A 21,269-nucleotide genomic window follows, 5' to 3' on the forward strand; every position below is an offset into this window, starting at 1 on the left:
AACGGATATTATTTTATTATAGACACTTTTTGTCCGTCTTTTATACTTCTAGCTCCTTCTTTTATAATGGAATCACCATCGTTCAATCCTTCTAGAATTTCAATTAAATCGCCCTGTGATTTACCGGTTTTAACAATTACTTTTTTGGCAATTGCCTGATTGTCTTTACCTGTTTTCTCAGCGATATAAATGTATTGTTCACCATCTGCATTTTCTGAGATTATGCTTAATGGCACAGTGATTACATTTAAATTAGAATAATCGTTGATGTTTATTTTAGAAGACAGATTTGGTTTTATAAGCCCCGATTTATTAGGCACCTGAATTTGAACTTTAAAGGAACGGTTTCCTGGGTTTATATTATTGTTTACTAATGATATTGTAGTGTTTATTGTTTCATTCAACATAGGGAAATCCACTATTACTTCTGTTCCGCGTTTTATTGATCCAATGTATTTCTCCGGCACTTCAGCTTCCAGATACATGTTTCCAAGACTGATGACCCTTAAAAGTGGGCTTCCAGGCCCTACAACCGAACCTTTTTCTGTTATTATTTCGTCAACTATACCTGAAAATGGTGCTTTTATAACTGTTTTAGCCATTTGTTTCTTTAATTGAAGAACGGCTTTGTTTTGCGCTTCATAGGTTGATTTGGCTTGTAAGAATTGAATTTCTGAACCAATTTTTTGATCCCAAAGATTCTTTTGTCTGTCAAAGGTAGTTTTAGCTAAAACAGCTTGAATTTCTAACTGGGCTAATTGCTGTGTAAGTCCACCATCATCAATTTTTCCTAATGCTTGTCCTTTTGTTACTCGTTGCCCTTCTTTCACGTTTATTTGCGTAAGGATCCCTCCAAATTCAGCATTAACGACTATGTTTTCTTTGGTTTCAACTGCCGCCTGTAATTCTAAATAATGTTTAAAAACACTTTCTTTGGCTTCAAATGTTGTAATGAGAGTTTCTTTATGATTTACATCCAAGGTACTTATAGCATCATCTATTTTTTTTAATTCTTTCGATAATACATCCGCTTCTGTAATAATTTCAGAACGTTTTAATCGCAATTCTTTTAGGTCGCCTTTTTCTATTAAAGCTTCGGTTGAATTTTTTTTATCACCGCCGCATGAAAGCAATACAAGTGAAAATACGGTTAGTAAAATATTTTTTTTCATTTTTATAAAATTATAGTATGGTTCTTATTTATTGATTACTTTTTCTAAACTTGCTTTTTTGTTGATAATATTTACCATTGATTGCAAGTATTGTTGTTGTGTTGAAAACAATTGTCTTTGTGCTTCGCTGAAATCAAAACTGGAAGACAAACCTTCGGTAAACTTAATTTGTTGCTTCTTTTCGATTCTTTCAGCTAGATTTAAATTGCTTTTAGCGGTTGCATATTCTTCGATACTAAACTCGTATTCACTTTTTGCATTAGCGTATTGCAGTTTTAATCGTTGCTCCGTTTCGTTCAATTGTGTTTTGGCTTGGTCCAGTGCAATTTTAGCTTGTTGGGTTCTTGAACTTCTGGCAAGGCTGCTGAAAATCGGAATGTTTAAGCTTACGCCAACATTTGAATAGTTCAACCATTTTTGATTTTGTTCGAAGAATTGAAATTGATCTCCAAAAGCATTGTATCCAAAATTCATGGTAGCTGATAGAGTAGGCAAGGCCTTACTTCTTTGTAGCTTGTATTCTAATTGTCTTTGTTCTTCAAAATTCAAAGCCATTTGGTAATTTACATTTTCAGATGTTACAAACCCTTTTTGAGAAAAAGCCAAGTCTAAATTAGTAATGGTTAAATTGTCTAATTTGTCTGTTAGAATTAGTTCATCGTCTATGTCGATACCCAAATTAATTTTCAACATTTTATTGGCAATTTCCAATAAGCGAATGGTATTCTTTAAATTACTGTTTACAGATGACAGAGTGATTTGTAGTTGCTCTACATTTTCCTCCTCTATTAAACCGTTTTTAAATGTTTCTTTAGTGTCAAACAATGTTTTTTCTAAAGTGGATTTGTTCTTTTTAAGTATGGCAATGCTTTCTTCAGCAAGTAAGACGTTTCCATAAGAATTGATAGTCATTTCTTTAATGTCTGTATCTGTCTTATGTTTTGCATTTTCATAAAATTTTAAATACGTTTTTGAAGCTTGTAAAGCAACAATGTAGGATCCGTCAAAAAGTAATTGGCTTAAAGAAACACGTGCGTTCATATTGTGTTTAGTTCCAAAAGCGACTTCAGCAAATTCTCCTTTATTTCCTCCAAAAAATTCAGCGGGCACAAGTGATTTTTGAAGCTCAAAATTGTTGGTGTAATCTACAACACCATTGATTTGAGGTAGTCCTGCCGCTGTGGTTTCCCATTTTTTTTGTTTAGCCGTTTCTATGTCTCTAGACGCATTGATAGCCGAATAGTTATTAGTCAAAGCGTGACTAATGGCTTGGTCAAGACTAAGCGAATGGCTTTGTTTTACCTTATCGCCTTGGCTCGCGTTTTGTGATTTTGCCGTAGTTGCAAATACCAACAAGGTTATTAATACTATTCTTTTCATTATATATAAGGATTTAATAAGTGTTTTTCAAGTTCAATAATTCCATTTGGTGTTGCCATTGCTCTAGTGTGATATTCTAAAGCTTCCAGTTCCAGTTCTTGTGCTTCTTTTTCAGACATTGTGTTTCCATTTATATTAAAAACCAACATGTAGTAAAATTTAACATGAGTGTCAATTTTCAATTCTTTTCGATAAAAACCATTTTCGATTCCTTTTTCTATGTTTTGTCTAAAGCACTTGGAGCATTCGTCTACTTCTCGTAACATTACTTTCTCAAAAATTTCAGGATAATGTTTTTTTAATTGATAGATAGGTGAGGTTTCTGAAGAGGATTTAAACATTTCACTAAACATTTTCCTGATTTTGAAATTCTCTTCAATGGCATTATAATCCATACTCACTATTTTGTCAATAGTTTGATGCACTTCTTTATGTATAAGGGCAGTGGTTTCTTCTACAAGAACTTCTTTATTACAAAAATATTTATAGATTGTCTTTTTTGATATACACATCTCACAGGCTATATCGTCCATGGTGATGCTTTTAAAGCCCAATTTTAAAAACAGTTCACTTGCTTTTGCAATTATTTTCTCTTTCATTTTCTTTCGTTTTCTTTTTTAAAATTCAACTATTTTAAAAAAGCAGTTGTTGTGTATTGGTAGCTTTTTAAATTATGAATTCTAAATTTGCTATAAGATGTATCTTTTGAGCTGTTGCTACAGTTTCTGGATTATTGTGAAATTGAGTAGCCAACCCAAAATCTTTCGGGTCTATTTGTCCTTTTATTTCAAAAAAAGCTTTTTTGACTCCATTATAGGTATTGTAACCCACTAATTTAGTGTCCAATTCCACCACTTTAGTCACGTTTTTAATAGTTAAATTCCCTTTTAAAAAATTGATGTTGTTGTTTATTTTTTCAAAATAAGTTGATTTGAAGGTTATCATTGGATGCGCCTCATTAGCAAAATAATCACTTAGTCTCAAGTGATTGTCTATGTCTTTTAATTTAGAGTGGTTTTTATTTATTTCTAACGAAAAGGCCAGTGCTACATCTTCCAGTTTATTATCCTTTATATCTACATGGCCGTTGAAGTTGTCCTTAGTACCTGATAAATAAGCAATTATTGATCTTCTTTTTTTTATCAAAACATCTGATTGGCTCGAGTCAATTGTCCAAGTTGTTGTCATATTCAATGAATTTTATATGGAATTTTTATTATAAACTGTTGGACTTCTATCTGCCTATTGTCTTTTAGAAGTTAAAAATTCCGCTGCAAATATATAAAGGAAACTTTAAACACACTAAAAGTTTCCAAAGTATTTTTCAATTATTTCTATTCATTAAGAAAAAATTTAATTCGAACCCGATTTAGAAATTAAAAAATCAATAAGTCTTTTAATAAGTGAAAAGTCAAAATGCGTATGTGAATGATTGTAAAAGGTGTTTTTTTGATTTCTTTTTAGCTGTTTTTTATCTAAAAAGTTAAAAAAAACTAAATGTCTTTCATAGTTTTTTGTTGCTAAAGCCCGACTCATAAAGGTGTAAGAAAAATAACAACATAAAAGTTATTTAATTTGTAATATTCTAATTTCAATTCTTTTTATTTGTAATCGAAATCTTAGTATATGAATTAATATTAATCTGAAATTCAGAATATTTCTTATAGTCAGTAAGGAATTCTGAAGTATAAGTGGAATTAAAATGTAAGATTTAATTCAAATAAGTTGAACAACTTAAAAACTAAATATTACCAACTATGAAATATATCATTGTGTCTTTGTTTTTTCTTCAGTTGTCGTTTGGACAAAATAATTTGGAAATTAGTTATATAATTAAATACAATACGGAAATCTATAATGAAAGAAATGGCACTCTAATCTTAGATCTAAAACAAAACAAAGCTGTTTTTTTTATTTCTAAAATCAATTTAAAAAAAGATTTACGTGCAGTAAACAATGAAATTAATATTATTCAGAAAGATGATGAACGCTATATTGCTACTGATTTAATTAATGATTCATTGTTTTCTAAAGAGAAAATTAAAAATGGAAACTATATTGTTTCTGAAAATGTTCCAAAAATGAGCTGGGAACTTGCTACAGCAACAACAAAAAAAATTGGGGATTATATTTGTTATAAAGCAACAACAAATTTTAGAGGTAGAAATTTCACCGCATGGTATTCCACAGATTACCCCGTTCAATTAGGGCCTTGGAAATTCAATGGTTTGCCAGGATTAATAATGGAAGTATATGATGAAACGAATCGCTATTATTGGGGTGTGATCGAAATAAAGCCAACAAACAAAGAGGTCGTATTTCCTAATGATATCAGCCTGCATAAAAAAATTGATTTAAAAAAATATGTTGAATTAAGATACGATACGAATATGGACAATCTAGATTCAAGATTGCCTAGAGGTACACAAACTCAAACAATAAAAGTTGAAAGAAATGGGCTCGAAATCAAGTTTGAATGGGAAAAATAATAGACAAAAGCATAATAGTCTTCATTTTATTTTTTTGTTTGCCTTGCTGGTCACAAAACAAGTTCACAGGAAAAATAATAGATAATAATGACAATGCAGTAATTTCGGCTAGTGTTATTCTTAAAGATAGTATTGGTAAAATAGTAAGCTATACGTATTCTGATAAATTTGGAAAATACAGTTTGACTTCAGATGTTAAAATGGGAAAGCTCATTTTGTTTGTAAACTCTATGGGTTTTGAACCAAAAAACATTGATGTCTTTATTAATAAAAAAAATGACGATCAAGTCATTGATATTGGATTAACTACAAAGCAATTAGAGTTGAAGGAAGTGGTCATCAAAACAACAAGACCCATAACGATTGAAGGAGACAAAATAACATTTGACGTAAAATCCTTTAGTCAAGGTAATGAACAAGTTGTGGAAGACCTACTGAAAAAAATTCCGGGACTTAATGTGTCTTCTGATGGAACAATAAAAGTAGGTAATCAAGAAGTTGAAAAAGTAATGATTGATGGGGATGACTTTTTTGAAAAAGGTTATAAAATAGTGACCAAAAATATGCCTGTAAGTCCTATTGATAAAATTGAATTATTAAAAAGGTATTCAAACAACAAGCATTTAAAAGGTATTGAAAATAGTGAAAAAGTGGCTTTAAATCTTGTGTTAAAAGAAGATTACAAACGACAATGGTTTGGTAATATGCAATTAGGGTACGGTTTAGTTTCAAATAATCGTTATGAGGTAAGAGGGAACTTAATGAATTTTGGAAAGAAAAGTAAATATTATTTTTTAACTAATCTTAACAACATCGGTTTTGATGCAGTAGGGGATGTTGACAATTTAATACGACCTGTCAGGCAAGGAGAACCAGCAAGTATTGGAGACAATCAATCCGCTAATGCTTTACTGGGTTTTGGTTCTGATTTACCCAATTTAAAACCAAAAAGGACTAACTTCAATAATACTGAAATGCTATCTATGAATAGCATTTTTACGCTTTCGCCCAAAACAAAACTCAAAACATTAGGTTTTTTCAATGCTGATGAAAATGATTTTTACAGAAATAGCTTTCAATCTATTTCTGTTAACACTACTAATTTTGAAAACACGGAAGATTTTATAGGAAGTAAAAAAAAGATAATTGGTTTTGGTAAACTGGATTTAACCTATGATATTTCTAAAACCAAAACACTTGTGTATGTTGGGAAATTTAATAAAAACAAAAAGGATAACAGTAGCGATTTAGTTTTTAACGGTAATTTATTGAATGAAAAGCTAAAAAGTAACAACCAACTTTTTGACCAAAAAATAGTATTTACAAACAAATTCAAAGAAAATAAGGTATTACTGCTTTCGGGAAGATACATCAATGAGAAAACGCCACAAATTCATTCGACTAATCAATTTTTATATCAAGATTTGTTTGGCCAAAATGCAAATAATAGTATTCAAACAAGTGAAAATAAAATGCAATTTGCAGGTTTTGAAGCCCATTTGTTAGATAAGAAAAACAACGGTGATTTGCTGGAAATACAATTTGGGAACCAGCTTAGGATAGACAATTTAAGAAGTGGTTTTCAATTAAGAATGGATGACTATGGTATTGGCGAACCTGTAAATTATCAAAATAATCTTAATTATTCAAGTGACAATATGTATTTATCAACGAAATATCGTTTTAAGATAAATAAATTTAGCTTGATAACCCAGGCTAATTTTCATCAACTCTTTAATCGTTTAGAAAATTTAGAAATAAAGAAATCGCAGAATCCTTTTTTTATCAATCCAAAATTGGGTGTTGAATGGAAAATGAATGATAAAAATAAAGTGGTCTCTTCGTATTCTTATAACACCACCAATGCAAGTATTTTAGATGTTTATGATAATTATATTCAAACAGGTTTTCGTTCTTTCTCTAAAGGGACGGGTGATTTCAATCAATTAACAGCTTCATCGGTTTTGTTTAACTATACCTATGGAAATTGGGGCGACAAATTTTTTGCCAATACTTTTTTGATGTATTCCCAAAACCATGACTTTTTTAGCACGAATTCGATTATCGCCCAAAACTATTTGCAATCAGAAAAAATAGTCATTAAAGACAGACAATTTATAACGGCATCGACTGACGTAGACAGATACTTTAAATCCATTTCATCAAATTTAAAATTATCTTTAGGAGGTTCAAAATCTAATTATGAAAATAGTGTAAACAATTCATTTTTAAGAGAAGTAAAAAACAATTCACTAAACTATGGATTTGAATTACGCTCTGGTTTTAAAGGATTTTTTAATTATCACATAGGTTCAAAATGGGATTATAACGAAGTGAAAACTACTTTTACCAATTCGTTTACAGATAATATGTCCTTTCTTGATTTGTCGTTTATGATGAGTGAAAAAATCAATTTCCAAATACAAACGGAACGATATTATTTTGGTAATTTAGAAAAACAAAACAACAAGTATTATTTTATGGATCTAGAAGGTCGTTATACGGTTAAAGAAAACAAGCTGACTTTTTCTCTTTCTGGAAACAATCTTTTCGATACAAAGAGCTTTAGAAATTACAGTATTAGTGATATTAGTGTTTCTAAAACAGAATACCGTTTACAACCAAGATACGTGATGTTGAAAATTGAATTTAGGTTTTAATAATGTAAAATAGACAATAAACGGTCTTGTTACTATTCACGGTATTTGTGTGTCAATAGTTTGATTTTAGAAACTAATAATTCATAATGGAATTGTATCTTTGGACTTTTTGAAACCCAGAACCTTACTTTTATGCATGCCATTTACGAGTATCAAGAGTTTTTTAGTAGTTATCTAAAAAAACAAACCATCCTTAAAGAACCTAAAAATCTTTATGAGCCTATAGCGTACATTGTAGGTTTAGGGGGTAAAAGAATGCGTCCTGTTTTAACATTAATGGCTGCCGAAGTTTTTAATGCTGATTATGAAAAAGCATTGCCAGCAGCTATGGCTGTTGAAGTATTTCATAATTTTTCTTTGGTTCACGATGACATTATGGACGATGCTCCTTTGCGCCGTGGAAACCCAACCGTTCATGAAAAATGGAACATCAATACTGGAATTTTATCCGGTGATGCGATGCTTATATTGGCCTACCAATTTTTCGAACAATACGAACCGGTTATTTTCAGGGATTTGGCAAAATTATTCAGTAAAACGGCTCTTGAGGTTTGTGAAGGCCAGCAATGGGATGTTGATTTTGAAACTCGTGATGATGTTACGATTCCGGAATATCTTAAAATGATTGAATATAAAACGGCGGTTCTTGTTGCTGCTGCCATGAAAATGGGGGCGATTGTTGCCGAAACTTCTGAGGAAAACGCCAATTTGATTTATGAATTTGGTTTGAATCTGGGGTTGGCATTTCAATTACAAGACGATTATCTCGATGCCTTTGGTAATCCAGAAACTTTTGGCAAGCAAGTGGGCGGTGATATTATCGAAAATAAAAAAACTTATTTATACTTGAAAGCGATTGCGTTTTCTGAGAAAACTCAGGCAGATGAGTTGAGAAAACTATTTGCGATTCAGCCAGAAGATAATTCGAATAAAATAGAATCGGCTAAAAAAATATTTAATGATTCCGGAGCTTCAGCAGCTACCCAACAAGCCATAAAAGAGTATACTTTTAAAGCTTTCGAAACCTTGGATAAAATGAATATTGAAGACGATAAGAAAGAAGTACTAAGGGTTTTTGGTCAAAATCTAATGGGGAGGAACGTTTAGTTAACTGTTTTCAAAAATCCTAAATCCTAAATCGAATATGTTTATAGCTCCACTAAATACTGATGCATTACTATCTGAGGCCGAAAAAGAATTTTTGTACCTCAAGTTAGTAGAACAAACCAAAAAGGATTTTAATCTGGCAAATGAAGGAATTGATTTCCCTATGAGCATTAGCCCGGATGAGTTGAAAATCCAACTGCACGAAAAAATATACAGACTCATTCAATATAAATTTGCCGAATATTTAAACTTGCTTTATATTATAGACGTTTCTGAGGAAGAAGTAAAAAAAATGGATGGCTCTGATTTGGTTGTATTGGCTGAACAAGTGTCTTTTTTAATCCTAAAAAGGGAATGGCAAAAAGTATGGTTTAGAAACAAGTATAAGTAAGTCGGAAATCAAGGAGTTAGGAGTTAAGACTTAAAGTTTAAAAGTTAGGTTTTTGAACTTCCATCTCCCGCCTTCCAATTTTTTATTCTCAGCAACATTGCGCTCGACTTCTATGTTATAAAATTAAGGATTCATTGCCTCCGGTTTTAGCTGGTATTGTGAGGATTTTCATTGATAAAGACTTTAGTCAAAAGATTGATTTCAAATTATTTCATCTTTGTGAAAGTTTTAAATTTTGATAAAGATTTTTCGAGTTACTTAACTTAAAAACCAATATTAAGTCTAATAAACTCAATCTTTATTATAGTTTTTAATGATTGTGAGTACTTTAGAGTAGTATTAACAAAATTAAATATTTACATTTAAACAATAACACACCCCTAACCCCTCTCAAGAGGGGAATTCGCCCCTATTAACATTTAACCATTAGTTGTTTTTAAGCAAATAAATAGAAAGATTTTTATTTAAATATCTTAATTTCAAAGAAATTGAGTTATTTAAAATCCGATAGTTTGGTATTCGATCAGTCACCACCTCCTTTGGAGGGGGCTGGGGGGAGGATCAAAAATACATTCTCACAAAAGGCATAAACGCATTGCTGTATGCGCTTTTATTGTCGTTGTGAAGTACATTGTAACGAACTCCCATAGTTACATTACCGCTTCTATATCCTCCACCAAGAAATAAACCGGTATTCCAATAATTGTTTGATTTTATCGATGGGTCTTGAAAATTCACATTAACTCTTAACTGTTCTAATTCAGCCGAAAGTTGTAATTCTCTAAAAGGGTTGAATAATCCTATTATACTGGCCCCGTATAAATTAGAGGTGTAAAAATATTTTTGCTTTGCATAAGTGTATTGTACTCCCAATCCCAAAGCAAATTGCTGGTCAAAATTATATATGGCACTCGGGGACACTGAAATATCTGTAAATCCTGTTCCGAAACCTAGTCCGATTCCGCCTCCAAATTGTACTTTTCTCCAAAAATCAGCCGATTGATTTTGTGTTGATGAATTTTGTTGTGCCAATAAACTATTCGAAAGCAATAAAAGAATAACTACTAAAATTGATTTCGAAACAGTCAAAATGCGATAATTTTCCATAAACAATTCAATTTTTAACAATTTAATACATAAAAGTAAATATAAATTTATTGGTTTATCGTACTTTTGCCAAACTATTTTAACAAAAAGTATATTCACTAATATTATGGATAGGTTTTCATTTCTAAACGCAGCACATACAGAGTTTTTTGCACAATTATACGATCAATATACAGAGAATCCAGATAGCGTAGAGCCTAGTTGGAGAGGTTTTTTTCAGGGTTTCGACTTTGGAATGGCAACTTATAATGATGAGAATCCAGCAGTTTATGCTGCAAATGCCGCTTCTGGCGCAGTTGACAGCAGCTTGATTTCTGAAAAACTTCAAAAAGAATTTAATGTTTTAAAACTGGTTGAAGGATATCGTACTCGCGGACATTTGTTTACTAAAACAAATCCGGTAAGAGACAGAAGATCTTACGAGCCTACTTTAGATATAACAAATTTCGGACTGTCAACAGCAGATTTAAATACTGTTTTTGATGCAGCTAAAATTATTGGAATAGCCCCATGTTCTCTAACGGACATTATAAAACACCTTGACACTATCTATTGTCAGCACATTGGGGTGGAGTATATGTACATCCGAAAACCAGAGATTATTCAATGGATTCAAAGTAAATTAGGGGTAAATGATAATCAGCCTAATTTTTCAGTAGATGAAAAGAAGTCTATTTTAAATAAATTAAACCAGGCGGTTTCCTTTGAGAATTTCTTGCATACGAAGTATGTAGGTCAAAAACGTTTTTCACTTGAAGGTGGTGAGTCAATTATTCCAGGACTGGACGCTTTAATTGAAAAAGCAGCCGAAAAAGGAGTAGAGCAGTTTGTAATGGGAATGGCACACCGTGGTCGTTTGAATGTTTTAGCAAACATCTTTGGGAAATCCACTCAGGATATTTTTGGAGAATTTGATGGTAAGGATTACGATCAGGAATATTTTGATGGTGATGTAAAATACCATTTAGGACTTACAGCTGATAAAATTACAAGTACAGGAAAAAAGATTAATATCAATCTAGCTCCTAATCCTTCTCACCTTGAAACAGTAGGTGCGGTAATTGAAGGGATTACAAGAGCAAAACAAGATAAATATTTTCCAAATGACTTTTCAAAAGTATTACCTATTGCCGTTCACGGTGATGCTGCAATTGCAGGACAAGGAATTCTTTATGAAATAGTGCAAATGGCACAGTTAGACGGATACAAAACGGGTGGAACAATACATATTGTCATCAATAACCAAGTTGGATTTACAACTAATTATCTTGATGCTCGTTCTTCTACTTATTGTACGGATGTTGCCAAGGTTACATTGTCTCCAGTATTGCACGTAAATGCGGATGATGCTGAAGCAGTAGTGCACGCAATGTCTTTTGCATTGGATTTCAGAATGCAATTTGGTCGTGACGTATTCATTGACTTATTAGGATATAGAAAATACGGTCATAATGAAGGTGATGAGCCTCGTTTTACACAGCCAGTATTATATAAAATCATAGCAAAACATCAAAACCCAAGAGATCTTTATGCTGAAAAGCTTTTGGCTGACGGAGTTATTGATGCTGCTTATGTAAAAGGATTAGAGAAAGAATACAAATCAGGATTAGAAGTAAACCTGGAAGCTTCACGTAAAAAAGAACTGACTATAATCACACCATTTATGCAAAATGAATGGCAAGGTTTTGCTCGTGTTTCTAATGATGAAATGCTTAAAAAAGTAGATACTTCTTTTTCTAAAGAAGGTCTTACAGCTGTTGCAAATGCAGTTTGTAACTTACCTACTGATAAAAAGTTTATTAATAAAATCCAAAAATTAATAAACGACAGAAAAACAATGTTTTTCGAAACCAACAAGCTGGACTGGGCTATGGCTGAGCATTTAGCTTACGGTTCATTAATGATAGAAGGATATGATGTTCGTATATCTGGACAGGATGTAGAGCGTGGTACTTTTTCTCACCGCCATGCGGTTGTTAAAGTAGAAGATTCTGAGGAAGAAGCTGTCTTGATAAACAATATAGAAGGAGAAAAAGGAAAATTCAATGTCTTTAACTCCCTGTTGTCTGAGTACGGAGTTCTTGGTTTTGACTATGGATATGCATTGACAAATCCAAATGCACTGACTATTTGGGAAGCACAATTTGGAGATTTCTCTAATGGAGCCCAAATTATGATTGACCAGTATATTTCATGTGGAGAAGACAAGTGGAACAACCAGAACGGAATTGTTTTATTATTACCTCACGGATATGAAGGGCAAGGTGCTGAGCACTCTTCGGGAAGAATGGAACGTTATTTACAACTTTGTGCAAGACACAATATGTATGTTGCTGACTGTACAACACCGGCTAACTTCTTTCACTTGTTGAGAAGACAAATGAAAACGACTTTCCGTAAACCATTAATTGTGTTTACACCAAAAAGTTTACTACGTGATCCAAGATGTGTTTCACCTATTGAAGATTTTGTAAACGGTTCTTTCCAAGAAACGTTTGATGACGAAACAGTAAATAAAGAAGAAGTGAAAACGTTAGTTTTCTGTACAGGTAAATTCTATTATGATATTACTGCTGAAAGAGAAAATAACGGTCGTAAAGATGTTGCCGTAGTTAGAATCGAGCAATTATTCCCATTGCCAGTAGAGCAATTGGCAGCAATTATAGCGAGATACCCTAATGCTGATGATTACGTTTGGGCACAAGAAGAGCCTAGAAACATGGGGGCTTATAGCTTTATGTTGATGAATTTTGATCTAGTGAAATGGAGATTAGCGTCATTAAAAGCCTATTCAGCATCAGCATCAGGAAGTTACACAAGAGCAAAACGCCGTCAGGCAGATGCAATCCAAATGGTATTTAATAAAGATTTATTTAAATGTTAAGTTAGGAGTTTTTTCCTGCTGTCCGCTGTATCCACGCAAAAAAGCGTGGGATGCCTCCCGAAGTTTCGGGACCATCAGGGCTAAAAAAATAAAACACACAATAAACAGAGGTTGTTTGAAAGAACACTCTAACATATAAAATTCATAATTTAAAAATTATACAAGATGATTTTAGAAATGAAAGTCCCATCACCAGGGGAATCTATAAAAGAAGTTGAAATTGCAACTTGGTTAGTAAAAGACGGAGACTATGTAGAGAAAGACCAAGCAATTGCTGAGGTTGATTCTGATAAAGCAACACTGGAATTACCAGCTGAAGCAAGCGGAATTATCACATTAAAAGCAGAAGAAGGTGATGCAGTAGAAGTAGGTGCAGTTGTTTGTTTAATTGACACTGCAGCAGCTAAGCCATCTGGTTCAGCTCCAGCAGCTGCGGCAGCTCCAGTTGCTGAAGCTCCAAAAGCAGCTCCAGCTCCAGTAGCAGCAGCTCCGGCAGCAACTTATGCTTCAGGAACACCATCTCCAGCAGCTAGAAAAATATTAGACGAAAAAAATATCGCTCCAGCTTCAATAACAGGAACTGGTAAAGACGGTAGAATCACTAAAGACGATGCTGTAAATGCAGTGCCTTCAATGGGAACTCCTACAGGAGGAAGCCGTGGTTCTGAACGTACAAAATTATCAATGTTGCGTCGTAAAGTAGCAGAACGTTTAGTTGCTGCAAAAAACGAAACGGCTATGTTAACTACTTTCAACGAAGTAAACATGACGCCTATCAACTTGATTCGTAATCAATATAAAGATGAGTTCAAAGCGAAACACGCTGGTGTAGGTCTTGGATATATGTCTTTCTTTACAAAAGCAGTTACAAGAGCTTTAAAATTATATCCAGATGTAAACTCTATGATGGATGGTGATTATAAAATAGCTTACGATTTCTGTGATATTTCTATCGCAGTATCAGGACCTAAAGGATTAATGGTTCCTGTTGTTCGTAATGCTGAGAATTTGACTTTCCGTGGTGTAGAAGCTGATATCAAAAGATTAGCTATTAGAGCACGCGATGGACAAATCACGGTTGATGATATGACTGGTGGAACATTTACTATCACTAATGGTGGAGTATTTGGATCTATGTTGTCTACTCCTATTATCAATCCTCCACAGTCTGGAATCCTTGGAATGCACAACATTATCGAACGTCCTATTGCCGTAAACGGTAAAGTGGAAATTCACCCTATGATGTATGTAGCGCTTTCTTATGACCACAGAATCATTGATGGTCGTGAGTCAGTTGGTTTCTTAGTTGCTGTAAAAGAAGCTTTAGAAAACCCAATGGAATTGTTATTAGATAACAATCCTAAAAGAGCATTTGAGTTGTAATAACTTCATTTTATAATAACAAAAAACCCGTTTGAGAAATCAAACGGGTTTTTTGTTATTTATTATTGTATTCCACAAAATCAAAAAGGGCATAATTTTGGGTTTTTGGAATGTGTTCTCCAATAAATGTTAAATTTTCTAAACTACAAAATATTTTGAACTTTGTTTTAGAGCCGTAACTAAGTTGCACTGTTGAAGCAAGTATATCGTTAATTCTCCAATTTACCTGATATTTTCTACTTGAATTTAGTGTCAATTCCATTGAAAAGGTATGCCATTGGTTTCTTTTAATTTTAGTGGCATAAGACTGAAAAGGATTGGCTTGCGAAGTCATGTATACTAAAAGATCATCAGTTGCTGCATTTAATTCGTTTCGAATGATTTGCTTTCCATAACCTATTTCAAAATCAAGTTCGTGGGTGTCATTGTTGTATAAAAACGCTCCTATGCTCGCCATATCTCCTTCCCCTATTGCAGGGACAAAGATTCTCCAGGTGTAGGTGCCGGTACTATAAGTTGTGGTGGTTTTTATTTTTGTTCTTTCCCATGTGTTTGGATTGGTAAAGATATTTAAATGTCCATTTTCTATGTAGTAATTAGGATTTCCTACTTGGGTTGCATCTTCCCAGCCCGTTAAATTATCAAAACTCCAATTCGTCAATGTACTTGTGTTTCCTCGTTTCGACAAAGAGTAATCTGGTGTTAACGTGGTTTCGATTTCTTTATTTAATTCCTCTTGAGAACATGAAAATAGAAGGAGTCCCATAGTAAACAATGCTAGTAATTTGATATTTGTTTTCATCTCTTGCATGGTTATATTGGACATTTTTCATCAAAGTAAATATACGAAATAATTAAAGTAATCTACTATTGCCTTGCTTTTGAGTAATATATCAGCTCCTATAATTCCATGGATAGGTTTTTCCTTATGGAAAATTAATGCTTCATTGACGTGTGATAAGTCAAAAATCACAAGATTGAAATTATTGGTTTTCCAATATCCTATTTGAAGATCGTTGTTTGTTGCTATTTGAGTAGTTATTCCCGTTGCACCAGCTCCTGATGCTTTTGTGTCTGATACTTCTGCATTAACCTGAAACAATTCAATACTTTCATATCCTATGCAACTGTTTGAGGCTCCCGTATCTAAAATGAAATCACCCTTAACACCATTGATTTTTACTTTTATCAAAAGGTGCTGTGTTTTTGTAATCTTAAATTTTATTTTTTTATACTTCTCCTTTTTAAGAATGTCGTGAAGGTTTTTCATAAATAGTAAGTGAAACTCAAATATAGTTTAAAATGTGCAGGAATCTAAAAATCTGCCATTTCAAAATTGTAACTTTGCTGCTTTCAAAAACTAGAAATGATAATCACAGATACCCATACCCATCTTTATAGCGAAGAATTTGATTTAGACCGTAACGAAATGATTCAAAGAGCAATTGATGCTGGAGTTTCTCGTTTTTTTGTGCCTGCTATTGATTCAACGTGTAAAGAGGCGATGTATGAACTTGAAGAAAATAATCCAGATACAGTTTTCCTAATGATGGGTTTGCACCCTACTTATGTTAAAGATAATTATCTGGAAGAATTACAACATGTAGAAACGGAACTTGGAAAACGAAAATTTTATGCCATTGGAGAGATAGGGATCGATTTATATTGGGATAAAACTCATTTAAAGGAACAGCAAGCTGCTTTTAAAAAACAAATTCAATTAGCCAAACAATACAAGTTGCCAATTGTTATTCATTGCCGTGATGCTTTCGATGAAATATTCGAAATATTGGAAGAAGAAAAGTCGGAAGATTTGTTCGGGATTTTTCATTGCTTTACGGGAACTTACGAGCAGGCGTTACAGGCGATTTCGTATAATATGAAATTGGGAATTGGTGGTGTTGTTACTTTCAAAAACGGAAAAATTGACCAATTTCTAAACCAAATAGACTTGAAGCATATTGTTTTAGAAACCGATTCTCCTTACTTGGCTCCAATACCATATAGAGGGAAGCGTAATGAAAGTGGTTATATCGTTAATGTTGTTGCTAAATTAGCTCAGATTTACACGGTTTCCGCCGAAGAAATTGCCGCAATAACAACCGAAAATTCCAAAGCAATTTTCGGGATTTAATGCAGAATTCCCCATAAATTAATATTTTTTTTGTTCATTTGTCCTCACTAAAATAACTATAATGCAAAAATTTGACGCAATTCGTCCATTTTACGATTCAGAAATAAATGAAGCTCTTCTTAGCGTGGTTAATCACCCTATGATGAAGGCATTGATGAATTTCACTTTTCCTGAAGTAGCTGATGAAGTTTGGAAAGAACAACTTAGAAAAACACATTCTATTCGTGACTTTCAGTGTAACTTTATTTATCATACCATAAGAAAGGTTTTAGAGAATAGTTCTGATGGATTGACATTGTCAGGTTTCGAAAAATTAGAAAAAAATGAGTCTTACCTATTTGTGTCTAACCATAGAGACATTGTTTTAGATACTACTTTGTTGAATGTAGCTTTATTCGAAAACGGATTGGTAATGACTGCTTCGGCAATTGGAGATAATCTGGTTAAGAAAGAATTTCTAAATATTTTAGCAAAAATGAACCGCAATTTTTTAGTGCAACGCGGTTTGACGCCTAGAGAAATGCTAATGAGTTCTAAATTATTAGCAGAATACATTGGCCACTTATTGCAACACGAAAGTCGTTCTGTCTGGATTGCGCAGCGAGAAGGAAGAACTAAAGATGGCAAGGATGCAACCAACCCAGGTGTTTTAAAAATGCTAGGAATGGGATCAGACGAACCTAATTTAATGGATTATTTCAAAAAGATAAAAATTGTTCCTGTTTCTATTTCGTATGAATATGATCCTACGGACGTTTTAAAAATTCCACAGTTGATGGCTGAGGCCAATAACGAAGTGTATATTAAAGAAAAGAACGAAGATTTCATGACGCTTCTTAGTGGTGTTATGGGACCTAAGAAGAGAATTCATATTCACATATGTGATGTGTTAGATAAAGAAATAGATGTAATTAAAGCCGAATTTGATAATTCAAACAAGCAAGTTCAAGCATTAGCGCAGACTATTGATGACTCTATCTTAAGTAACTATAACTTGTGGCCTACTAATTATATAGCTTACGATATTTTGAATAAAACAAATTCGTTTTCTCATTTGTATACTGAAAGCGAAAAATCTCTTTTTGAACGTAGATTGGATAAAAGGATTGACGCTGAAAACCCTATTGCATTGCAGGGATTGTTAGATATGTATGCAAATCCTGTTGTGAATAAATTAAAATACACCAATGAGTTCAAAAGCTAAAATACTTTTAATTTATACAGGTGGAACCATCGGGATGCGCAAGGATTTTAATACTGGTGCATTAAAGGCATTCAATTTTAGTAAATTATTGCAAAGAGTTCCCGAGTTGAAGCAATTAGATTGTGAAATTGAAACTTTTACTTTTGACAATCCTATTGATTCGTCTAATATGAATCCGCAAGAGTGGGCTAATATAGCAACGATTATCGAAGATAAATACAATGCATTTGATGGTTTTGTGGTACTTCACGGTTCGGATACAATGTCATATTCAGCATCTGCATTGAGTTTTATGTTAGAGAATTTAGCTAAGCCAGTTATTTTCACTGGCTCTCAATTGCCTATTGGTGATTTAAGGACTGATGCTAAGGAAAACCTAATAACAGCAATTCAAATCGCTTCTTTACAAGCAAATGGTCATCCGGTTGTTAGTGAAGTATGTCTTTATTTCGAATACAAATTATATAGAGGAAATAGAACAACTAAAATAAGTGCTGAGCACTTTAAAGCTTTTACTTCTCCTAATTATCCTGCATTAGTCGATTCAGGGGTTAATCTTAAGATTAGATCTGAGTTGTTATTGCCAAGACAGAATTCAAATGACTTAGTAGTTCATAAAAAGTTAGATAACAATGTAGTTATTGTGAAAATGTTTCCTGGAATGAGTGAAACAGTTTTGGAGGCTATTTTAGCGATACCAAGTCTAAAAGGGGTTGTTCTTGAAACGTATGGGTCAGGAAACGCTCCTACTGAGGATTGGTTTATAGCTTTATTAGTTAAAGCAATAAATAGAGGTGTGCATATCGTAAATGTGACACAGTGTTCTGGAGGTAGTGTAAATATGGGGCAATATGAAACAAGTACTTCTATGAAAGAGATTGGAATTATTTCTGGAAAAGACATTACTACTGAAGCCGCAATTACAAAATTAATGTATTTATTGAGTTTGAACATTCCATTAAAAGAGTTCAAAGCAATATACGAAACAGCAATAAGAGGTGAAATAGGAGAATAATCCTGTTTTATTTTTCTAACTCATTTTTTTTGATGTTATTTGCAGCCTTAATAAAATAGAGAGGTGGCCGAGTGGCTGAAGGCGCACGCTTGGAAAGCGTGTATATGGCAACATATCGAGGGTTCGAATCCCTTCCTCTCTGCAAATATTTAATGCTTCCTGAAAGGGAAGCATTTTTTGTTTTATGTGTGACAAACTTTTTTGTTTGTCTAAGCGTATAAAATAAAAAAAGATCAGGCATAAAATGCCTAGCATTAATTTCGTTGTGAGATACCCTCTTTTAGGAATCAACAAAGTTAATCCCTTTCTCTCTGCAAAGAAATTTATGCTTCCTGAAAAGGGAGCATTTTTTGTTTTATAGTGTTATGTGTTTTTTGTGTGTGATTTTCTCCTAAGGAATCAATAATTTTAATTACTTGCTCTCAATATCAATAAATACAATTCGCTGGTTTATAGCGACTTAGTGTTTTCCCGTTAAAAGTATATTTTTTCAAATTATATTCTGAACGAACAATACCCGATTAATGCAGTTGTTATTACACTAACATTCTATTTATTTGTAGTGTTTAACTTATTTATAAAAATAAGAAAAATACTATTTAAAAAACATAATTGTGTAGTTTATCGATTATATTCGTTGTTTAATCGGAGTTATTATAAGTTTGACTTAAGATTATTAAAGAGGTTAAATAATTACTTTGTTTAAGTTTAAATTAAAAAAAAATGATAAAAGAAAACGAAAAAAACGGATTATATTATTACTTAGGAGCATTTTTTGTTGCTACTGCTAGTTTCTCTGTTGGGGCTTTGTTGTTAATGGTTTTATATATTTCCTTAGGGATATAGATTCTATCAAATAAACTATATTTGTATTGCTCTATAGTATTACACCTTCGTTTTAAATAATTTTTATTACGACGTAATCTTTAACTATAATCAATATGAGACTATTTCTTAGTTGTTTTCTTTTAATGATTTTTTTTAACGGGTATTCACAGGAAAGTGAATCACTGCAAAAAATTCAAAATTCAAAAATTGACTCTTTATACAGAGAAGATCAGTTTTATATAGGGATTACATATAATACCTTACAGCAAAAACCTGCAGGGCTTTCTCAAAATAAGTTCTCTACTGGTTTGTCATTGGGGTTTCTTAGAGATATGCCTATAAATAAAGACAGAACAATTGCCATTGCTTCGGGACTTGGTTTTACTTACAACAATTACAATCAAAACCTGTTCATTACTGAAACAAATGGAACTCCGGTTTACTCCCTTATTGATTCTGAAACAATTTTTAAAAAAAACAAATTCAGTCAGTTATTGATTGATGTCCCTATAGAATTTAGATGGCGTACTTCAACTTATGAGAGCCATAAATTTTGGCGAATTCATGGTGGATTAAAATTCAGTTATCTCCTTTATAACAAATCAATTTTTGATGGTGAACAAGGGAAAAAGATAGTGACTTCTAATAAAGACTTTAATAAACTTCTTTACGGTACTTATATTGCTGCTGGTTACAATTCCTTCAATGTCTATGCTTATTATGGCTTAAATTCCCTTTTTAAATCGGCTACACTTGATGGGGAAAACATCGCTATGAGCTCAATCAATATTGGATTTATTTTCTATATTCTATAGCCACAAATACAATAATAGGATTTGGGGACTCACGCCCAATACGAAACCAATAATCAATTCCATAGTTGTATGCGCTTTCATTTCTAAGCGGGACGAAGCCACAAAGCCATTCATAAGAATTAAAAATGCAATTGAAAAGATGTTTTGAGTATGATTGTGTATGCTGAGTCCAATAACAAAAACCGTTAAGGCACTGATAGCAATCATATGTATACTGGCTTTTGTCTTTGCAAACAGAAGAAACAACGCTATAATTGTGCTTAATAATGCTCCTAAAAAGAAAAAGTGCAATTCAGGATATCGATCTACGGTGATGCTATTTCGAACTAATAATATCAGCAAAAAAATTTGGATTACTAATGGTATTTTTCGCTCCGAAATTTCAAAAGCCATTATGGATTTTATTTTCCCAGTATATCTCAGTATTAAAAAGAACAACGAAGGAACCAGTACCGTGATAATCATTACTTGAATGAAAACAACTGCTTTTTCCCTGTTTATAAAATAAGAATTATTCGAAAAAAGGTAATACAAAGTTGCTATTACCGGAATAAAAATGGGATGTAATATATAGGAGAATAAAGGAAGAATTTTTTTCAAAACGAATAGTATTGGTTCGAAAAACAAATATATACAAAATGGTAAAATACTTAGCCTGAATTGAACTAGTTTTATACTTTGATATAGTGTGCTTATTTAC

General features: G+C 32.6%; 19 protein-coding genes and 1 tRNA gene. 12 read left to right on the plus strand and 8 right to left on the minus strand.

Annotated features, from left to right (window positions below):
* Positions 1-8: 8 nt before the first annotated feature.
* The 4 genes from FLAK523_RS04880 to FLAK523_RS04895 form a co-directional block, all read right to left on the minus strand.
* Positions 9-1,172, minus strand: coding sequence for an efflux RND transporter periplasmic adaptor subunit (locus tag FLAK523_RS04880; RefSeq protein ID WP_248907149.1), 1,164 nt, complete (start codon positions 1,170-1,172; stop codon positions 9-11).
* A gap of 24 nt (positions 1,173-1,196) precedes the next feature.
* A complete protein-coding gene (locus FLAK523_RS04885) occupies positions 1,197-2,552 on the minus strand; it encodes a TolC family protein (protein WP_248907151.1) in 1,356 nt (451 codons plus the stop codon).
* Positions 2,552-3,151, minus strand: coding sequence for a TetR/AcrR family transcriptional regulator (locus FLAK523_RS04890; RefSeq protein ID WP_248907153.1), 600 nt, complete (start codon positions 3,149-3,151; stop codon positions 2,552-2,554). Before FLAK523_RS04890 ends, FLAK523_RS04885 begins: the two co-directional genes overlap by 1 nt.
* 67 nt (positions 3,152-3,218) lie before the next feature.
* Positions 3,219-3,740: a YceI family protein gene (locus FLAK523_RS04895; RefSeq protein ID WP_248907155.1), complete on the minus strand. Its 522-nt coding sequence runs from the start codon at positions 3,738-3,740 to the stop codon at positions 3,219-3,221.
* Positions 3,741-4,309: 569 nt separating this feature from the next.
* On the opposite strand from FLAK523_RS04895, the gene FLAK523_RS04900 reads away from it, so the two are divergent.
* From FLAK523_RS04900 to FLAK523_RS04915, 4 genes are all read left to right on the plus strand, one after another.
* Positions 4,310-5,041 carry a GLPGLI family protein gene (locus FLAK523_RS04900; protein ID WP_248907157.1) on the plus strand — a complete coding sequence of 244 codons (732 nt, stop codon included), beginning with the start codon at positions 4,310-4,312 and terminating at the stop codon, positions 5,039-5,041.
* On the plus strand, positions 5,029-7,701 hold the full coding sequence (locus FLAK523_RS04905; protein WP_248907159.1) for a TonB-dependent receptor: 2,673 nt from the start codon (positions 5,029-5,031) through the stop codon (positions 7,699-7,701). The genes FLAK523_RS04900 and FLAK523_RS04905 overlap by 13 nt, the downstream gene beginning before the upstream one ends.
* Positions 7,702-7,833: 132 nt before the next feature.
* Positions 7,834-8,808: a polyprenyl synthetase family protein gene (locus FLAK523_RS04910; protein ID WP_248907161.1), complete on the plus strand. Its 975-nt coding sequence runs from the start codon at positions 7,834-7,836 to the stop codon at positions 8,806-8,808.
* A gap of 37 nt (positions 8,809-8,845) precedes the next feature.
* Positions 8,846-9,199: a hypothetical protein gene (locus FLAK523_RS04915; RefSeq protein ID WP_248907163.1), complete on the plus strand. Its 354-nt coding sequence runs from the start codon at positions 8,846-8,848 to the stop codon at positions 9,197-9,199.
* 561 nt (positions 9,200-9,760) lie between these two features.
* On the opposite strand, the gene FLAK523_RS04920 is transcribed toward FLAK523_RS04915, so the two are convergent.
* Positions 9,761-10,306, minus strand: a complete 546-nt coding sequence (locus tag FLAK523_RS04920) for a hypothetical protein (RefSeq protein ID WP_248907165.1) — start codon at positions 10,304-10,306, stop codon at positions 9,761-9,763.
* Positions 10,307-10,412: 106 nt separating this feature from the next.
* Here FLAK523_RS04920 and FLAK523_RS04925 point away from each other — a divergent pair, with 106 nt between their 5' ends.
* Together FLAK523_RS04925 and odhB are read left to right on the plus strand one after the other, a co-directional pair.
* The gene (locus FLAK523_RS04925) at positions 10,413-13,190 is read left to right on the plus strand and encodes a 2-oxoglutarate dehydrogenase E1 component (RefSeq protein WP_248907167.1); all 2,778 of its coding nucleotides are present in this window, start codon (positions 10,413-10,415) and stop codon (positions 13,188-13,190) included.
* 165 nt (positions 13,191-13,355) lie between these two features.
* Positions 13,356-14,573 (plus strand): 2-oxoglutarate dehydrogenase complex dihydrolipoyllysine-residue succinyltransferase, encoded by a 1,218-nt coding sequence (gene odhB, locus FLAK523_RS04930; protein WP_248907170.1) that lies wholly within the window; start codon positions 13,356-13,358, stop codon positions 14,571-14,573.
* Between the two features lie 55 nt (positions 14,574-14,628).
* On the opposite strand, the gene FLAK523_RS04935 is transcribed toward odhB, so the two are convergent.
* Positions 14,629-15,375, minus strand: a complete 747-nt coding sequence (locus FLAK523_RS04935) for a hypothetical protein (RefSeq protein WP_248907172.1) — start codon at positions 15,373-15,375, stop codon at positions 14,629-14,631.
* Positions 15,376-15,405: 30 nt separating this feature from the next.
* Positions 15,406-15,843, minus strand: coding sequence for a retropepsin-like aspartic protease (locus FLAK523_RS04940; RefSeq protein WP_248907174.1), 438 nt, complete (start codon positions 15,841-15,843; stop codon positions 15,406-15,408).
* A 96-nt stretch (positions 15,844-15,939) separates the two neighbouring features.
* On the opposite strand from FLAK523_RS04940, the gene FLAK523_RS04945 reads away from it, so the two are divergent.
* From FLAK523_RS04945 to FLAK523_RS04965, 6 genes are all read left to right on the plus strand, one after another.
* Complete coding sequence (locus FLAK523_RS04945; RefSeq protein ID WP_248907176.1) at positions 15,940-16,707, plus strand: TatD family hydrolase; 768 nt, start codon at positions 15,940-15,942, stop codon at positions 16,705-16,707.
* Between the two features lie 61 nt (positions 16,708-16,768).
* Positions 16,769-17,911 (plus strand): 1-acyl-sn-glycerol-3-phosphate acyltransferase, encoded by a 1,143-nt coding sequence (locus tag FLAK523_RS04950; protein ID WP_248907178.1) that lies wholly within the window; start codon positions 16,769-16,771, stop codon positions 17,909-17,911.
* Positions 17,895-18,926 (plus strand): asparaginase, encoded by a 1,032-nt coding sequence (locus FLAK523_RS04955; protein WP_248907180.1) that lies wholly within the window; start codon positions 17,895-17,897, stop codon positions 18,924-18,926. Before FLAK523_RS04950 ends, FLAK523_RS04955 begins: the two co-directional genes overlap by 17 nt.
* Before the next feature lie 57 nt (positions 18,927-18,983).
* Positions 18,984-19,068 (plus strand) — tRNA-Ser (locus tag FLAK523_RS04960).
* Between the two features lie 581 nt (positions 19,069-19,649).
* A complete protein-coding gene (locus FLAK523_RS15220; protein ID WP_256469083.1) occupies positions 19,650-19,772 on the plus strand; it encodes a hypothetical protein in 123 nt (40 codons plus the stop codon).
* Positions 19,773-19,867: 95 nt separating this feature from the next.
* Positions 19,868-20,569 carry a porin family protein gene (locus FLAK523_RS04965; RefSeq protein ID WP_248907182.1) on the plus strand — a complete coding sequence of 234 codons (702 nt, stop codon included), beginning with the start codon at positions 19,868-19,870 and terminating at the stop codon, positions 20,567-20,569.
* Here the strand turns inward: FLAK523_RS04965 and FLAK523_RS04970 are convergent.
* The gene (locus FLAK523_RS04970; protein ID WP_248907185.1) at positions 20,564-21,169 is read right to left on the minus strand and encodes a hypothetical protein; all 606 of its coding nucleotides are present in this window, start codon (positions 21,167-21,169) and stop codon (positions 20,564-20,566) included. The genes FLAK523_RS04965 and FLAK523_RS04970 overlap by 6 nt on opposite strands.
* Between the last annotated feature and the right edge of the window lie 100 nt (positions 21,170-21,269).

The organism is Flavobacterium sp. K5-23, assembly GCF_023278045.1.
Taxonomy (GTDB): Bacteria; Bacteroidota; Bacteroidia; order Flavobacteriales; family Flavobacteriaceae; genus Flavobacterium.

Excerpts from the sequence above, each read along its gene's own strand:
- FLAK523_RS04880 (WP_248907149.1), bottom strand. The coding sequence starts at position 1,172 with ATGAAAAAAAATATTTTACTAACCGTATTTTCACTTGTATTGCTTTCA.
- FLAK523_RS04885 (WP_248907151.1), bottom strand. The coding sequence starts at position 2,552 with ATGAAAAGAATAGTATTAATAACCTTGTTGGTATTTGCAACTACGGCA.
- FLAK523_RS04890 (WP_248907153.1), bottom strand. The coding sequence starts at position 3,151 with ATGAAAGAGAAAATAATTGCAAAAGCAAGTGAACTGTTTTTAAAATTG.
- FLAK523_RS04895 (WP_248907155.1), bottom strand. The coding sequence starts at position 3,740 with ATGACAACAACTTGGACAATTGACTCGAGCCAATCAGATGTTTTGATA.
- FLAK523_RS04900 (WP_248907157.1), top strand. The coding sequence starts at position 4,310 with ATGAAATATATCATTGTGTCTTTGTTTTTTCTTCAGTTGTCGTTTGGA.
- FLAK523_RS04905 (WP_248907159.1), top strand. The coding sequence starts at position 5,029 with ATGGGAAAAATAATAGACAAAAGCATAATAGTCTTCATTTTATTTTTT.
- FLAK523_RS04910 (WP_248907161.1), top strand. The coding sequence starts at position 7,834 with ATGCATGCCATTTACGAGTATCAAGAGTTTTTTAGTAGTTATCTAAAA.
- FLAK523_RS04915 (WP_248907163.1), top strand. The coding sequence starts at position 8,846 with ATGTTTATAGCTCCACTAAATACTGATGCATTACTATCTGAGGCCGAA.
- FLAK523_RS04920 (WP_248907165.1), bottom strand. The coding sequence starts at position 10,306 with ATGGAAAATTATCGCATTTTGACTGTTTCGAAATCAATTTTAGTAGTT.
- FLAK523_RS04925 (WP_248907167.1), top strand. The coding sequence starts at position 10,413 with ATGGATAGGTTTTCATTTCTAAACGCAGCACATACAGAGTTTTTTGCA.
- odhB (WP_248907170.1), top strand. The coding sequence starts at position 13,356 with ATGATTTTAGAAATGAAAGTCCCATCACCAGGGGAATCTATAAAAGAA.
- FLAK523_RS04935 (WP_248907172.1), bottom strand. The coding sequence starts at position 15,375 with ATGAAAACAAATATCAAATTACTAGCATTGTTTACTATGGGACTCCTT.
- FLAK523_RS04940 (WP_248907174.1), bottom strand. The coding sequence starts at position 15,843 with ATGAAAAACCTTCACGACATTCTTAAAAAGGAGAAGTATAAAAAAATA.
- FLAK523_RS04945 (WP_248907176.1), top strand. The coding sequence starts at position 15,940 with ATGATAATCACAGATACCCATACCCATCTTTATAGCGAAGAATTTGAT.
- FLAK523_RS04950 (WP_248907178.1), top strand. The coding sequence starts at position 16,769 with ATGCAAAAATTTGACGCAATTCGTCCATTTTACGATTCAGAAATAAAT.
- FLAK523_RS04955 (WP_248907180.1), top strand. The coding sequence starts at position 17,895 with ATGAGTTCAAAAGCTAAAATACTTTTAATTTATACAGGTGGAACCATC.
- FLAK523_RS15220 (WP_256469083.1), top strand. The coding sequence starts at position 19,650 with ATGATAAAAGAAAACGAAAAAAACGGATTATATTATTACTTAGGAGCA.
- FLAK523_RS04965 (WP_248907182.1), top strand. The coding sequence starts at position 19,868 with ATGAGACTATTTCTTAGTTGTTTTCTTTTAATGATTTTTTTTAACGGG.